Source organism: Skermanella stibiiresistens SB22, assembly GCF_000576635.1.
Classification (GTDB): Bacteria; Pseudomonadota; Alphaproteobacteria; order Azospirillales; family Azospirillaceae; genus Skermanella; species Skermanella stibiiresistens.
This window is the reverse complement of record NZ_AVFL01000018.1, coordinates 23,387-37,628: the sequence shown is the minus strand read 5'-3', so window position 1 is coordinate 37,628 and position 14,242 is coordinate 23,387. Positions and strand designations below refer to the sequence as shown.

Here is a 14,242-nt window from a genome sequence, read left to right as displayed (position 1 = left end):
AGCCCGGCCTCCCCCGCTACTTCGCCGCGTCCTTGAACAGGATGATCGAGATGCGGCGGTTGCGGGGGTCGTTGGGGTTCTCGGGGAACAGCGGGTCGACCTCGGCCCGGCCGCTGACATCCTTCAGCCGGCTCGCCGGCAGGCCCATCGCCGTCAGCGCCTTCAAGGTGGCGCTGGCTCGCTGGCTGGACAGGTCCCAATTGCCCTGTGGGTTGTTGGCGAAGGGCGTGGCGTCGGTATGGCCGCGGATCGCGATCTTGTTGTTCAGCGGTCCGATCGCCTGGACCACACGGGTCAGCAGCTTCCGCATATCCTCGTTCATCTGGGTGCCGCCCAGGGCGAACATGCTCTTGCCTTCGTTGTCGACGATCTGCACCCGCATGCCCTCGGGCGTCTGGTCGACCAGCAGGTTGTTCTTCAATCCCTGGAGGTCCGGCGAGTTTTCGATCGCCTGCCTCAAGGTCTCCGCCGCCTTGTCGAACTGGCGCTTCTCGCGCTGCTCTGGCGTCAGCGAGGGCGGGGCTCCCGGCCTGGGCGGCGCTCCCGCCGCCTGCTGGCCGGCGTCCTGGCCCGATTGCTTGTCACCGGAGCCACTATCCGTGCCCTCGGCGCCCTCGCCGGCGCCCGAACTGTCGCCGTCCTCCTCGCTGGGCGCCACCAGGGTGCTGGGGGCGCTCTCCTGCGCGGTGAACGCCGCGTTGGGTGATGACAGGCTGCCGGGAACGGAGATGGTGACGCCGCCCAGCAACCCGCCGGAGCCGCTGTTGGAACTGGAGACCGCCGGGCTCGGCGAGAAATAGTCGGCGAGGCTCTTGCGCTGGTCCTCGGTGGTGGAGCCGAGCAGCCAGAGCAGCAGGAAAAACGCCATCATCGCGGTCACGAAGTCGGCGTAGGCGACCTTCCACGCGCCACCATGGTGACCGCCGGCGGCGATGGTGATCCGCTTGATGATGATGGGACGCTCGCCGCCTTTGGCCATGACTCACCTGAATGACGAAATATTAAGACTTACACGACAGGATGCGTTGGTCTTGCGTAGATTTTTGCCGCGCTTTAGCGCTTTTACCAGCGTGACAAGGTGGTCAAATTGACGGAAGAACGTAAACATTTCTTTATCGGCAAGTCGGACGGTCATGCTTGCAATCGGTGGACTCGTTTTTCTCTTCATTTGCGTCTTCGGCGTTTACGCGGCGACTGGCGGCAATATGGAAATCGTGCTGCATGCCTTGCCGCACGAGATGGCGACGATCGGCGGCGCCGCCGTCGGCACTTTCCTGATCTCCAACAGCGGGCACGGCATCAAGCACGCGCTGAAGGACATGGCAAAGGTCCTGAAGGGAGCCAAGTTCAAGAAGGCCGACTACATGGACATCCTGACGCTGATGTTCCAACTGCTCAAGCTGGCCAAGAACAAGGGCACCGTCGCGATCGAGCCCCATATCGAAAAGCCCGGTGAAAGCGCCATCTTCCAGGCCTATCCCAAGATCAACCACGATCACTTCGCGCAGGATCTCATCTGCGACTACCTGCGCATGGTGTCCATGAGCCAGGACGACCCGCACCAGGTCGAGGAGATCATGGACCGCGAGATCAAGGGCTTCCACGCGGAGGGCGAGCACGTCGCCCACGCGTTCCAGGGCATGGCCGACGCCCTGCCGGCGCTGGGCATCGTCGCCGCCGTGCTGGGCGTGGTCAAGACCATGGGCTCGCTGAACGAACCACCGCCCGTGCTCGGCAAGATGATCGGCGGCGCGCTGGTCGGAACCTTCCTGGGCGTGTTGCTGGCCTATGGCATCTTCGGCCCGATCGCGACCCGCCTGAAAGGCATCTACGACGACGAGATCAAGTTCTACCACGTGATCCGCGTGATCATCACCGCCCACCTGCATGGCCAAGCGCCGCAGATCAGCGTCGAGACCGGCCGTAAGGCGATCTCGCATGAATACATGCCAAGTTTCGCCGAGGTCGAGGAAAAGCTGAACTCGCTTCCCCCGGTCTGAACGGAGGATAGCGAAAAAGGCCCCTCCCGGCGTTGGACCGGGAGGGGCCTTTTTTGTTTGGGCCGATCCTCGTCTGGACCGGCGGTGTTAGCCGGAGGTCTTGGTCACCATCGGGTTCGCCTGGGGCTGGCTGGGAAGCTGGCGGAACAGCGAGGTGCCGATCAGCAGGTCGACCGCGCGCTGCAACTGGTAATCCTCGGCGCTGCCCGGTACGGCGTCCGACTTGGGGGCCGCGGCGCCGGTGGCGGGCGGCGTGGCCGGCTGGTTCTTCAGGGTGTCGTTGCTCAGGGCGCCGCGCAGGTCGGCTTCCTTCCGTCCCGGCGCTTGGGCCACCTTCTCAAGCTTTGCCTGTTCCACGGTGATGTCGGGGGTGACGCCGAGCGCTTGGATCGACCGGCCCGACGGCGTGTAGTAGCGCGCCGTGGTGATCTTCATGGCCTTCTGGTCGCGGAGCGGCATGATCGTCTGGACGGAACCCTTGCCGAAGGTCTGGGTCCCCATCAGGACCGCCCGGTGCTGATCCTGCAACGCGCCGGCCACGATCTCCGAGGCGGAGGCCGAACCGCCGTTGACCAGCACCACGATCGGCAAGCCCTTGGTCAGGTCACCGGCCGCCGCGTCGAACCGCTGGGTCTCGACCCCGTCGCGGCCCCGCGTGGAGACGATGTTGCCCTTGTCGATGAAGCTGTCGGCGACCGAGACCGCCTGGTCCAGCAAGCCGCCGGGGTTGTTGCGCAAGTCGATGACATAGCCGATCAGCTTGGAGCCAAGCTGCTGCTGGAGCGTCTGCACCGCCTTCTCCAGGCCCGGCTGGGTCTGGCGGCTGAAGCCGGTGATCCGGATATAGCCGACATCGCCTTCCGCCCGCGACTTGACCGGCTGGCTCTTGATCACCTCGCGGGTCAGGCTGACCTCGAACGGGGTCGTCTCCGCCTGTCCGCGGCGGACCATCACCTTGATCGGCTGGCCGACCGGCCCACGCATCTTGTCGACCGCCTGCTTCAGGCTGAGCCCTTGGACCGGCTCCCCGTCGATCTGGGTGATCAGGTCGCCGGTCTGGAAGCCGGCGCGGGCCGCCGGCGTGTCGTCGATCGGCGAGATCACCTTGACGTAGCCGTTCTCCAGCGTGACCTCGATTCCCAGGCCACCGAACTCGCCGCGGGTCTGGACCTGCATCTCGGTGAAGTCGTCGGTGTCCAGGAAGCTGGAATGGGGATCGAGCGAGGTCAGCATGCCGTTGATCGCGGCCTTGACGAGCTGGTCGTCGGTGACCTTCTCGACATATTGCCCGCGCACGCGCTCGAACACCTCGCTGAACAGGCCCAGCGCCCGCTCGTCGATCGCGTTCTGGGAGGAGGCCGCCTGGGCGGCCGGAGCGGTCGCCTTGACCGGTGTCGCCGCTGGGGGTTGCGCCAGCACCGGCGCTGGCGCCAAGAGCGCCAGCGACACGAAGGCGGCGGGAGCGAATTTCTGCGTCATGCGGGCGGGGTCCTGTGACGGGCTGTGATCAGGTGGTTGAAACAGGGGTGCTGGCACGGGCTGCGCTATCGTTACGATACACCATTCGGGCCACCGAGAAAGAGAACAGGAATATGGTTAATCGAAGGTTATGAAAAATCGGATCGCGGTGGCGTACCCCTTGTTGGCTGGCGCGACGGCGCCCCCTTCACAGCGCGGTGTCGCTGTGGAACACTCCGGGTTGCCGCAGCGCATTAAAACAGGATGACTTTCAATGATCAGACGATGGTTCGGCGCTTTCGCCGCGGTATCCGTGGCGGTGGGCGTCTCCACATCGGCGTTGGCCGCCGACCTGCCCAAGGTGACCTTGGCGATGAGCGGCTGGACGGGCTTCGCCCCTATCACGCTGGCTCAGAAGGCTGGCATCTTCGAGCGCAACGGCATCCAGGTCGAGATCAAGAAGATGCCGACCTCCAACCGGCACCAAGCGATGGCGTCCGGCGACGTCCAGGCCATCGCCACGACCGTCGATACCCACATCCTGTACGCGTCGAGTGGCGTGCCGGTGACCCAGGTGCTGACGCTCGACACCTCGGCGGGCGGTGACGGCGTCGCGGCGCGTGAGGGCATCGGCTCGCTCAAGGAGGCCAAGGGCAAGTCGGTCGCCGTCCAGTTCGGCGGCGTACCCCAGTTCTGGCTGGCCTATCTGCTTAAACAGCAAGGTATGAAGCTGGACGACGTCAAGCTGACCAACCTGGAGCCGAAGGACGCCGCCAACGCCTTCGTCGCCGGCCAGTTCGACGTGGCGGTGACGTACGAGCCGTACCTGTCGACCGTGCGGTCGAACAACGCCGGCAAGATCATCGTCACCTCCGCCGAAACGCCCGGCGTCATCGTCGACACCCTGGCGTTCCAGCCCGACTACATCGCCAAGAACCCCAAGGTCGTCCAGGCGATGGTCAAGTCGTGGTTCGAGGCGCTGGACTTGATCAAGGCCCAGCCCGACGAATCCTTCAAGATCATGGGCGCCGATGTCAACCAGACGCCGGAGCAGTTCAAGGACTCGGCCAAGTTCGTCAAGTGGTACGACCGCGACATGAACAAGACCTACATGAGCGAGACGCTGCCGAAGTTCCTGAAGGAGGCCAACGAGATCATGGTCGAGGCCAAGCTGGTCCGCCGTCCGGCCGATACCGACCCCATGGTCGACGCCTCGTTCGTGAAGTGAGCCGCCCGCCTGATGAGTAAGTGGTTCACGCCTTTGAAGCCGGTGTCCTCCGGACGCCGGATCACGCTGGGTATCCTTGGTTTCGTCGTGGTGGTGGCCCTCTGGTGGGCCGTCACCGCCAGCGGTCTGGTCAAACCCCTGTTCCTGGCGGGTCCCGGGGCCACCTTGCTGGCCGGCTATGGCCTGTTCTTCGAGTTCGGCTTCCTCGGCGACGTCGCGGTCACGGTCGGCCGCGTGCTGGGGGGCTTCCTGATCGCCACGGCGGTGGCGGTGCCCCTGGGCATCGCCATGGGCGCCTTCAAGTCGGTGGAGGCGTTCTTCGAGCCGCTGATCTCCTTCGCGCGCTACCTGCCGGCGTCGGCCTTCATCCCGTTGCTGATCCTGTGGGCGGGAGTGGGCGAGGCGCAGAAGCTGTCGGTGATCTTCATCGGCGCCGTCTTCCAGATCTGTTTGATGGTCGCGGTGATCGTCGGCGGCACGCGGGCCGAACTGGTCGAGGCGGCATACACGCTGGGCGCCAGGAACCGCGGCGTCGTGCTGCGGGTGATGCTGCCCGCCGCGGCGCCCCAGATCTTCGAGACGCTCCGTCTGGTGCTCGGCTGGGCCTGGACCTACGTGATCGTCGCGGAGCTGATCGGCGCCAGCGCCGGCATCGGCTTCATGATCATCGACGCCCAGCGGTTCCTGGACACGGGCCAGATGATCTTCGGCATCTTCGTGATCGGCGTCATCGGGCTGGTCTCCGACTACCTGTTCAAGCAATTGAACAGGCACCTGTTCTCCTGGGCGGCATCATGAGCAGCTTGAGCATCGAAGGCGTCGGGCGGGTCTTCCCTCCGGCGCGGCGCGGTGGCGCGGATACGGTGGCGCTCCAGCCGACCGACCTGCAAGTCGCCGACAACGATTTCATCACCATCCTGGGCCCATCCGGCTGCGGCAAGTCCACCCTGCTGCGCATCGTCGCCGGCCTGGACCAGCCGAGTTCCGGCCGGGTCCTGATGGACGGCCAGCCGGTCGGAGGACCGGGTCCCGATCGCGGCATGGTCTTCCAGTCCTACAGCCTGTTCCCCTGGATGACGGTGCGGGACAACATCTGCTTCGGCCTGCGCGAGAAGGGCCTGCCGAAACCCCAACAGAAGGAGATCTCCGACTATTTCCTGGAGCGGGTGGGGCTCCGCCAGTTCGCCGACCACTTCCCCAAGACGCTGTCCGGCGGCATGAAGCAGCGGACGGCGCTGGCGCGCGCTCTGGCCAACGATCCCAAGGTCCTCCTGCTGGACGAACCATTCGGCGCCCTCGACCACCAGACCCGCGCCCTGATGCAGGAGCTGTTGCTGGGCATCTGGGAGTCGGATCAGAAGACGGTGCTGTTCGTCACCCACGACATCGAAGAGGCGATCTTCCTGGCGAACCGCGTCGTCGTGATGACGGCACGGCCGGGCCGGATCAAGTGCGACATCCCGATCGACATGCCGCACCCCCGCACCTACAAGGTCAAGACCACCCAGGAGTTCGCCGACCACAAGGCCCGCCTGACCGAGGAGATCCGCGTCGAGACGATCCGCGCCGACGCCATGGCGGTGTCCGCCTGAAGGTCGTGAAGTTTATACAAATCAAATAGTTGGCGGTGGAGAGTCGGTAGATCGGGTAGAGCGAAGCGGCACCCGACAAGCAGGCGAGTTGGTGTCGGCTGCCGCTCCGCTGTAGCCGACCTACGGCTAAACGCCTGAAATCATGTAAAAAAAGGCACAGGTACTTGGTACTCTGGAATTCATATAACCGCGAGTGCTCATCGGTCATATAATCCGTCGCGGTTCAATATCCCCTCATCAATACTCAAGCCCTCTTCCAAAGTCGCCAGCAGACGTTTCCATGCCAGAGAACGATCCGCATCGATTGGGGACTTCTCGTGGGGGACTAGTCGCGCGACCGGCACGCCGCGTTGAGTGATGATGACAGTCTCTCCTTTGGCTGCGCGCTTGAGCAGGGTTGGGAATTGACGTCTGGCATCAGCCGCGGAAATGGCGCGAGGCATTTCGCGAGATTTCCATTCTGGTGTCGCCATGGTGTTTTCCGATCGTTCGCGGGTAAGGTCCGAGTAGCGCCGCGCCATGCTTTTTGGCACCAACCGCACAATACGCTATGCCCCTGCCAGCGATCCAAACCTATCTTGATCCCAGGGGTCGGAAGGGAGCAGCCGGAGTGCCCAAAACCAGTTCAATGATCCATCGCCTGCCGCTGGTCGCCGCGGCCATGATGATCACCATCGGCGTCGCCGAGGCGCAGCTCGTCGGGCATGGCGGGATGGTCAAGGGGGTGGCTGTTTCCGGCGATGGGGGAACGGTCGCCAGCGCCGGCTTCGACTACTCGGTGATGGTCTGGGACCTCAAGGCCGCCAAGGCGGTGGCCCGGCTGCGGGGGCATGAGGCGGCGGTGAACGGGGTGGTCTTCACCGCCGCCGGTGGGCCTGTTGGCGAGCGGATCGTCAGCGGCGGGGATGACGGCAGGGTGCTGCTGTGGCGGCTGGATGGGGCCGAGCCGGAGCGGGTCATGACCGGGCACAAGGGCCGCGTCGCGGCGGTGGCGGTCTCTCCCGATGGGCAAGTCGCGGCGTCGGCGGCGTGGGACAGGACGCTGAGGCTGTGGGACTTGGCGACCGGCGCCCAGGTCGCGGAACTGACCGGGCATGCCGGCAACGTCAACGCCGTGGCGTTCACGCCCGATGGCGGGCGGATCGTCAGTGCCGGCGAGGATGGCACCATCCGGGTCTGGGACCGGCGCGATGGCGCGGAGATCAAGCTGATCGGCGGCGGGATGCCGCTCACCACGCTGGGGGTCACACCCGATGGCGGAAGCGTGATCGCGGGCGGGGCCGAGGGCAGGGTGCGGGTTTGGGACCTCGCGACCGGCGCCGAGCGGCCCGAGTTGGAGAACGCCGAGCCCGTCCCGGTCCTAGCGGTCGCGGTGGCGCCGGACGGGCTGACGGTCGCCGCAGCCGGCGTCAACGGCGTGGTGACGCTTTGGTCACTGGGGGAGGGGCCGGTGCTCCATACCCTCGCCGGGCAACGCGGACCGGTCTGGGGGCTGGCTTTCACGCCCGATGGCGGGCGGCTGCTGACGGCGGGCGGCGACGGCGCCATCCGCATCTGGGATACGACGACGGGCGGCGAGATCCGGACCGGCGCTCCGGCGGTGGCCATGGCCTCGGCCGGGGATGGCGGGGAGCGGGGCGCGCGGCTGTTCCGCCGCTGCGACGCCTGCCACACGATCACCGCCGATGGCGGCAACAAGGCGGGGCCGACGCTCCATGGCGTGTTCGGACGCCGGATCGGGACGGTGCCGGGCTATCCGTATTCGGACGCTCTGCGGAACGGCGATCTGGTCTGGACGCCGGAGACGGTCAGCGACCTGTTCAAGCGGGGGCCGGATGTCGTGACGCCCGGCACCAAGATGCCGGTCCAGACCATCGGCAACGACGAGGAGCGGGAGGAACTGATCCGCTGGCTGGAAAAAGTAACGGCGCCCCACTGAGTGGGGCGCCGCCGCTTGGTGCTCGATCGGGATCGAGCGGGATCGAGCGGGTATCAGCTGGCCTCGGCCTGCTTCGAGGCGCGCTTGCGCTCGTTGGGATCGAGGTGCTTCTTGCGCAGCCGGATCGACTTCGGCGTCACTTCCAGCAACTCGTCGTCGGCGATGTAGGACATCGCCTTCTCCAAGGTCATCACGATCGGGTTGGTCAGCCGAACCGCCTCGTCCTTGCCGGCGGCGCGGATGTTGGTCAGCTGCTTGCCCTTCAGGACATTGACTTCCAGGTCGTTGCCGCGGGTGTGCTCGCCGATGATCATGCCCTGGTAAACCGGAACGCCGGGATCGATCATCATCGGGCCGCGGTCTTCCAGGTTCCACAGCGCGTAGGCGACCGCCATGCCGTCGCCGTTGGAGATCAGGACGCCCGTGTGGCGCGACGCGATCGAACCCTTGTACGGGGCATAGCCGTGGAACAGCCGGTTCATCAGGCCGGTGCCGCGGGTGTCGGTCATGAACTCGCTCTGGTAGCCGATCAGGCCACGCGACGGGACATGGAACACCAGGCGCGACTTGCCGGCACCCGACGGCTTCATCTCGATCAGGTCGCCCTTGCGCTCGGAGACCTTCTGGACGACGCTGCCCGAGAACTCCTCGTCGACGTCGATCACGACCTCCTCGATCGGCTCCAGGCGCTGGCCGGTGACCGGGTCGCTCTGGAACAGCACGCGCGGACGCGAGATCGACAACTCGAACCCCTCGCGGCGCATGGTCTCGATCAGGATGCCCAGCTGAAGCTCGCCGCGGCCGGCGACCTCGAAGGCGTCGGCGCCCTCGGTCTCGCTGACCTTCAGGGCGACATTGCCCTCGACTTCGCGGAACAGCCGGTCGCGGATCATGCGGCTGGTGACCTTGTCACCCTCGCGGCCGGCCAGCGGGCTGTCGTTGACCGAGAAGGTCATCGCCAGGGTCGGCGGGTCGATCGGCTGGGCCGGCAGGGCGGTGTCGACGGCGGGATCGCAGATGGTGTCGGCGACGGTGGTCTTGGTCAGGCCGGCGATGGCGACGATGTCACCCGCCTGCGCCTCGTCCACACCGACGCGCTCCAGGCCGCGGAAGGCCAGCAGCTTGGAGATGCGGCCCGTCTCGATCACCTTGCCGTCCCGCGACAGCGACTTGATCTGCATGTTGGCGCGGGCGGTGCCGGTCTCGATCCGGCCCGTCAGGATGCGGCCCAGATAGGGATTGGCTTCCAGCGTCGTCACCAGCATCGTGAAGTTCGGGTCGTCCTTGTTGGCGGCGACCTTCGGCGACGGCACATGGCGGCGGACCAGCTCGAACAGCGGCTTCATGTCGACGCGCTCGGCTTCCAGGCTCTCGGCGGCCCAGCCGTTGCGGCCGGACGCGAACAGGGTCGGGAAGTCGAGCTGCTCGTCGTTCGCCTCGAGGGCGGCGAACAGATCGAACACCTCGTCATGGACCTCGTGCGGACGGGCGTCCGGACGGTCCACCTTGTTGATCACGACGATGGGGCGCAGACCGAGCTTCAGCGCCTTGCCGACCACGAACTTGGTCTGCGGCAGCGGGCCCTCGGCGGCGTCCACCAGCACGACGACGCCGTCGACCATGCTCAGGATGCGCTCGACCTCGCCGCCGAAATCGGCGTGGCCAGGGGTGTCGACGATGTTGATCCGGGTGCCGTCCCACAACACGGACGTGCACTTGGCGAGGATGGTGATGCCGCGCTCACGCTCCAGGTCGTTGCTGTCCATCGCCCGTTCGGCGACCTGCTGGTTTTCGCGAAAGGAACCGGATTGACGAAGCAACACGTCGACCAATGTGGTCTTGCCATGGTCGACGTGTGCGATGATGGCGATATTCCGCAGATCCATACCGAACTTCTCTGATGTCCCGGGTTGAGCCGCGGCGTACCGCGGGCAAACAAAAATGCCCGGATAAACACGTGGAGATAGGATCACGATCCTTCTCAAGTGCCCGGGTCATATTGCGGCGCAGTATACAGTTTGCGCCATGAACTACAAGCTGAACCGGCGCGGCGCTTACGCCGACCGGCCATGTTCGAAAGGATGGGGAGCGGTCCCGCCGCTTTCAAGGGCGGTTCCCGGCCGAATGGCCCGCCAAATAAGCCCAAGGCGCCGCCGTCCAGCCTTGCCATGGGGAACATCGTCAGTCAGGACTGTGTTTGCCAACCACCGATCGAACGGAGAAGACCCCTGAAGTCCGGCTTCCGCCTCCCAGACGCCCTCAAATCCAGTTCCACCCGGTCACGGAGCGGGGCCCGGAAATCCTTCCGCCGCGAGCGCGCGGGATTGACCAAGGGCGCGCTCGGCCTCGCCCTGGTCCTGGCGGCCGGCGTGATCGTCGTGGCTCCCGTCTCCGCGCAGCAGACACCTTACGAGGTCACCCTGACCGGCACGGATGACGGTACCCTGCGCGAGCTGCTGCAAGGCACCGCCACCCTGTTCCGCCTGTCCGAGCAGCCGCCCCCCAGCCCGATCGGACTGCGCCGCCGCGCCGACGCGGATCAGGAGAGGCTGCAAACCGCGCTCCGCTCGGTCGGCTACTACGACGCCAAGGTCGAGATCGCGGTCGATACCGACGTGACTCCGGCCAAGGTCGCCATCACCGTGACGCCCGGCCCGGAATACAAGTTCGACCGCATCGCGGTGGCGGGCGCCGGCGGCGTGGCGCTGGAGGGGGCGCCGATCACGGCCGGCGACATCGGCATCCAGGTCGGCGAGCGCGCGTCGTCCGCCACCGTGGTGGACGCCGAGACCCGGATCACCAACCAGCTCTCCAACCGCGGGTTCGCCTTCGCCAGGATCGCCGATCGCCGGGTCGTGGTCGATCACGAGGCCCGGACCATGGATGTCACCTACACGGTCGATCCAGGGCCGCTGACCCGCTTCGGCGCCGTCAGCGTCGAGGGGCTGGAGGGGGTCAGCGAACAACTCGTCCGCAACCGCATCCCATGGCGACCCGGCGACCAGTTCAAGCCCTCCGACACCGAGGACGCCCGGCAGGCGATCTCCGCCCTGGGGCCGTTCTCGTCGGTCCGGGTCGGCTTGGCCAAGGAGCCCGGTCCCGATGGCGTGACGCCGGTGACCGTCACGGTCGCCGAGCGGCCACGCCGGGTGATCGGCGCCGGGTTCAACTATTCCAGCGAGGACGGCTTCGGCGTCAGCGCGTCGTGGGCGCACCGCAACCTGTTCGGCGGGGCGGAACAGCTCAGATTATCGGCCACCCTGTCGCGGATCGGCGAGAACGATGTCGGCGACGTCGAGGCGCGGCTGAACGCCAACTTCCGCAAGCCCGACTTCCTCAGCGTCAACCAATCGCTGATTTTGGACGCCAGCTTGGTCCGCGAGCGGCCGGATGCCTACGACCGCGACGCCGTCGTGTTCTCCGCCCTGCTGGAGCGGAAGCCGCTGGAGGGGTTGACGGTCACCGGCGGCATCACGCTGGAGCAAAGCAGTGTCACCGATCCGCCCGCCGGCACGGTCGACAGCACCCTGGTCGGCATCCCGCTGAAGCTCACCTACGACGGCACCAACGACCTGCTCAATCCGACCAGGGGCTTCCGCACCGACCTGCTGGTGACGCCCTACCAGCAGATCGGCGGCGCCGACAGCAACTTCACCATCGCCCGAGTCACCAACAGCGCCTATTTCGACTTCGCCGGCGATGGCCGCTACGTCGCGGCGGGACGCTTCTCGCTGGGCAGCATCATCGGATCCAGCACGACCGACATCCCGGCGGACAAGCGTTTCTACGCCGGCGGCGGCGGATCGATCCGCGGCTATGGCTATCAGGATGTCGGGCCGCGCGACGCGCTGGGCGAAACCCTGGGCGGTCGTAGCCTGGTCGAGGTCGGCGCCGAGATGCGTGTCAAGGTGACCGACACCATCGGCATCGTGCCCTTCATCGACGGCGGCAACGTGTACGAGGACTCGACACCTGATTTCTCTGAGGAGTTGCGTTGGGGTGCCGGCATAGGTGCCCGTTATTACACGGGCTTCGGTCCCTTGCGGGTGGATGTCGCGGTACCCCTAAACAAACAACCCGGCGATTCAAGCTGGCAGCTCTACATCAGTATTGGGCAGGCTTTTTAAAGTCACAACTCTGCTATGATCCGCTCCCGCGCCGCGTTTCGGATCATGCCAGTGCTGCGACAATACTATGTTAACCGCCTGAATGACGATCTGCCGCGCTGGGTCGAGCGAGGGTGGATACGGCTCCACGACGCAGAGGCCGTGCTGGCCGACGCGCGGTCGTCCCAGCCTTCGCGAGCCAAGACTCCGAACCTGCTGGCGCTGCTGGGGGCGGTGCTGATCGCGGTCGGCGCGCTGCTGTTCCTGGCGGCCAACTGGGAAGGACTGGGCCGCCTGTCCAAGCTCGCCATCCTGTTCGGCGCCCTGTGGGCGGTCCATGGGATGGCCTGGGCCTCCTTGCGGGCGGGCATGGAGCAGATCGCCGAGGCGCTGCTGCTGCTGGGCGTGCTGCTGTTCGGCGCCGGAATCCTATTGATTGGACAGATCTACCACCTGTCGGCCGATCCGCCCGCTGGCGTGCTGCTGTGGGCTCTGGGGGCCATCCTGGCGGCCTGGGCATGGCCCAGCCAGTGGGCGGCCTGCGCGGCGCTGGCCCTCGTGACCGTCTGGTTCAGCCTCGCGGCACCGGACTCGTCCCTGCGGGTCTACCTGCCTTTCCTGCCGGTCTGGGCGGCGCTGCTGCCCCCGATCGTCCGCATGCGCTGGATGACGGCCTACACTGTGGCGTTGGCGTCGCTGGCCTGGTTCATCCTGGCGACGCTGTTCGCGCCGCTCTCGGCCACGGGGGCGTCGGAGGCCGACATGCTGCGGCTCGGATCCGCCATCGCGGTGGCGCTGCTGGGAGTGGGCGAAGTCCTCGCCGCGTCGCGGCGCGCCGCCGATTTCGCGACACCGCTGGAACGGCTGGCCCTGATCGGCGTGGTGGCCGGGGTCTCGCTGCTGGCGATGCCGGTGGTTCGGTTCGACCTGTCGGAGGTCGGCCAGGGGTTTTGGGCGGAGGTGGCGGCCGTCCCGCTGCTGCTCGGCGCCGCCGGGGCCGCGGTCGCTTGGCGCCGGGGTGGCGGACCGCTGGCCGCCGGAGCGGTGGCGCTGGTGGCGGCCTTCACCGCCGAGGCGCTGGTCCCGACAGGGTGGCGCGCGGTCTCGCTGATCACTCTGAACGTCGCCCTGGTCGCGGCCTTGATCGGCATGATCGCCGAGGGTTATCGGCGCGATGACCGGTTCATCGTCAACCTTGGCTTCCTGTCCTTCGCGCTGACGGTCCTGAGGCTCTACTTCGACACGTTCTGGCTGCTGTTCGACCGGTCGCTGTTCTTCATGCTGGGAGGTTTGCTGGTGATCGGGCTCGGCTGGTTGCTGGAGCGGAAGCGGCGCGATCTGGTCGGCGGCCTGGGAGACGCCGCGTGATCCGGGGCTCGCGCCTGCTGGCGCTGGCGTTGGCCCAGACCGCCGTGCTGGCGGCCCTGATCGGCTTCCGCCAATGGACGCTGGAGACGGGCACGCCGGTCGTGCTGGCGATCCGCCCGGTGGACCCGCGCTCGCTGTTCCAGGGCGACTATGTCGAACTGAGCTACGACATCGGACACCTGCGGCTGGACCGCTTGGCCGGCGATAACGACCTGGAGCGCGGACAGACCGTCTATGTCGACATCCAGCCGGGCAAGCCCACGTGGCAGCCCACCGGCATCTGGCACCAGCGCCCGGCCGCGACGCCGACCGGCGTGGTGCTGCGCGGCCGGGTCACTTGGGTCAACGAGCAGCAATGCGAGGAGTCGGGTTCCGGCGAGTCCTCCGCCGTCGTCCCGTGCCGGATCGCCGGCATCCGCTACGGCATCGAGAGCTACTTCGTGTCGGAGGGGTAGGGCGCCCGGCTGGAGCGCCCGGCCGAGGGCGAGCGGATCGACATCCGCGTCGCGGTCAATCGGGCGGGCACGCCCGCGATCTCCGCCATCCTGGTC

The 14,242-nt window shown here is 66.6% G+C and carries 12 protein-coding genes; 8 read left to right on the top strand and 4 right to left on the bottom strand.

The window, feature by feature from the left end; all coding sequences use genetic code 11:
- Positions 1-16 precede the first annotated feature (16 nt).
- Positions 17-979 (bottom strand): flagellar motor protein MotB, encoded by a 963-nt coding sequence (locus tag N825_RS21895; RefSeq protein ID WP_037457046.1) that lies wholly within the window; start codon positions 977-979, stop codon positions 17-19.
- Positions 980-1,133: 154 nt separating this feature from the next.
- Here N825_RS21895 and motA point away from each other — a divergent pair, with 154 nt between their 5' ends.
- Positions 1,134-2,000, top strand: a complete 867-nt coding sequence (gene motA / locus N825_RS21890; RefSeq protein WP_037457045.1) for a flagellar motor stator protein MotA — start codon at positions 1,134-1,136, stop codon at positions 1,998-2,000.
- A gap of 87 nt (positions 2,001-2,087) precedes the next feature.
- Here motA and N825_RS21885 read toward each other — a convergent pair whose 3' ends face one another.
- Positions 2,088-3,479, bottom strand: a complete 1,392-nt coding sequence (locus N825_RS21885; protein ID WP_051512747.1) for a S41 family peptidase — start codon at positions 3,477-3,479, stop codon at positions 2,088-2,090.
- A gap of 253 nt (positions 3,480-3,732) precedes the next feature.
- Here N825_RS21885 and N825_RS21880 point away from each other — a divergent pair, with 253 nt between their 5' ends.
- The 3 genes from N825_RS21880 to N825_RS21870 are packed head-to-tail and all read left to right on the top strand — an operon-like array spanning position 3,733 to position 6,278.
- A complete protein-coding gene (locus tag N825_RS21880; protein ID WP_037457042.1) occupies positions 3,733-4,686 on the top strand; it encodes an ABC transporter substrate-binding protein in 954 nt (317 codons plus the stop codon).
- Between the two features lie 12 nt (positions 4,687-4,698).
- Entirely contained in the window at positions 4,699-5,484 is a 786-nt protein-coding gene (locus N825_RS21875; RefSeq protein ID WP_037457039.1) for an ABC transporter permease, read from the top strand.
- On the top strand, positions 5,481-6,278 hold the full coding sequence (locus tag N825_RS21870; RefSeq protein ID WP_037457037.1) for an ABC transporter ATP-binding protein: 798 nt from the start codon (positions 5,481-5,483) through the stop codon (positions 6,276-6,278). Before N825_RS21875 ends, N825_RS21870 begins: the two co-directional genes overlap by 4 nt.
- A 197-nt stretch (positions 6,279-6,475) precedes the next feature.
- On the opposite strand, the gene N825_RS38040 is transcribed toward N825_RS21870, so the two are convergent.
- The gene (locus N825_RS38040) at positions 6,476-6,799 is read right to left on the bottom strand and encodes a type II toxin-antitoxin system Phd/YefM family antitoxin (RefSeq protein WP_245613197.1); all 324 of its coding nucleotides are present in this window, start codon (positions 6,797-6,799) and stop codon (positions 6,476-6,478) included.
- 89 nt (positions 6,800-6,888) lie between these two features.
- Between N825_RS38040 and N825_RS21865 the strand changes: the two genes are divergently transcribed.
- Entirely contained in the window at positions 6,889-8,217 is a 1,329-nt protein-coding gene (locus N825_RS21865; protein WP_198038818.1) for a c-type cytochrome, read from the top strand.
- Between the two features lie 53 nt (positions 8,218-8,270).
- Here N825_RS21865 and typA read toward each other — a convergent pair whose 3' ends face one another.
- Positions 8,271-10,103, bottom strand: a complete 1,833-nt coding sequence (gene typA / locus N825_RS21860) for a translational GTPase TypA (RefSeq protein ID WP_037457034.1) — start codon at positions 10,101-10,103, stop codon at positions 8,271-8,273.
- A gap of 438 nt (positions 10,104-10,541) precedes the next feature.
- On the opposite strand from typA, the gene N825_RS21855 reads away from it, so the two are divergent.
- From N825_RS21855 to N825_RS21845, 3 genes are read left to right on the top strand one after another with little or no spacing between them, the layout of a single operon-like run.
- Entirely contained in the window at positions 10,542-12,344 is a 1,803-nt protein-coding gene (locus tag N825_RS21855) for an autotransporter assembly complex protein TamA (protein ID WP_245613196.1), read from the top strand.
- A 45-nt stretch (positions 12,345-12,389) separates the two neighbouring features.
- Entirely contained in the window at positions 12,390-13,691 is a 1,302-nt protein-coding gene (locus tag N825_RS21850) for a DUF2157 domain-containing protein (protein WP_198038817.1), read from the top strand.
- Entirely contained in the window at positions 13,688-14,146 is a 459-nt protein-coding gene (locus N825_RS21845) for a GDYXXLXY domain-containing protein (RefSeq protein WP_037457031.1), read from the top strand. Before N825_RS21850 ends, N825_RS21845 begins: the two co-directional genes overlap by 4 nt.
- Positions 14,147-14,242: the final 96 nt, after the last annotated feature.